The following is an 848-nucleotide window of genomic DNA, read 5'->3' on the forward strand; positions in this document are numbered from 1 at the left end:
CTAGGTCACATACTCATAAAAGGGATTCCCAAGAAGCGTAATATCTGATTCAGTCTTTTTGCGAAAGGAGACTGGGTAATGGGACGTTTTGATTTGACTGATTTTGAGTGGAGTGTGATCGAACCGTTGTTGCCGAACAAGGTGAGAGGCGTTCCGCGTGTGGATGACCGGCGGGTGTTGAACGGGATATTCTGGCGGCTGCGCACTGGCGCGCCCTGGGCGGATATTCCAGCACGCTACGGGCCGCATACAACTTGCGTGAACCGGTTCAACCGCTGGCGCAAAGCGGGCCATTGGGCCCGGATATTGGAGGCTGTTTCAGAGGCTTATGATGGCGATATCCAGATGATCGACAGCTCCTCGATCCGCGTGCATCAGCATGGCGGCAACGCCAAAAAAAAGACGGGCGATCCCATTGCATGGGCCGCTCGCGTGGCGGGCTGACTACCAAAATCCATGCTATGGTCGATGCTAATGGCATGCCCGTCACGCTGCGCCTGAGCGCAGGGCAAGCCTATGATGGGCATAGTGCGTTCGAGATGCTGGACAGCCTGCGTCCTGACAATATCCTGCTGGCGGACCGTGCCTATGATGCCGATAATCTGCGCGCTGCTATCGCCGCCAAAGGTGCGTTCGCCAATATCCCCGCCATGCCGCAGCGACGACGCAAGCCCGCCTTCAGTCCGTTCCTCTACAAATATCGTAACCTTGTTGAACGCTTCTTTAGCAAACTCAAACACTTCCGTGCCGTTGCAACACGATACGACAAGCGCGATGACAATTATCTCGCCTCGGTACAACTCGCCTCAATCCGCATCTGGTTGCGCTTTAATGAGTCGGTGACCTAG

At 55.4% G+C, this 848-nt stretch carries 1 pseudogene; it reads left to right on the plus strand.

The annotated features are described in order from the left end of the window. The first annotated feature begins 78 nt into the window (after positions 1-78). Positions 79-848 (plus strand): annotated as a pseudogene (locus ACFOWX_RS13325) (IS5 family transposase).

Origin of the sequence: Sphingorhabdus arenilitoris (genome assembly GCF_042651485.1) — a bacterium.
In the GTDB taxonomy this organism is placed as follows: Bacteria; Pseudomonadota; Alphaproteobacteria; order Sphingomonadales; family Sphingomonadaceae; genus Sphingorhabdus_B; species Sphingorhabdus_B arenilitoris.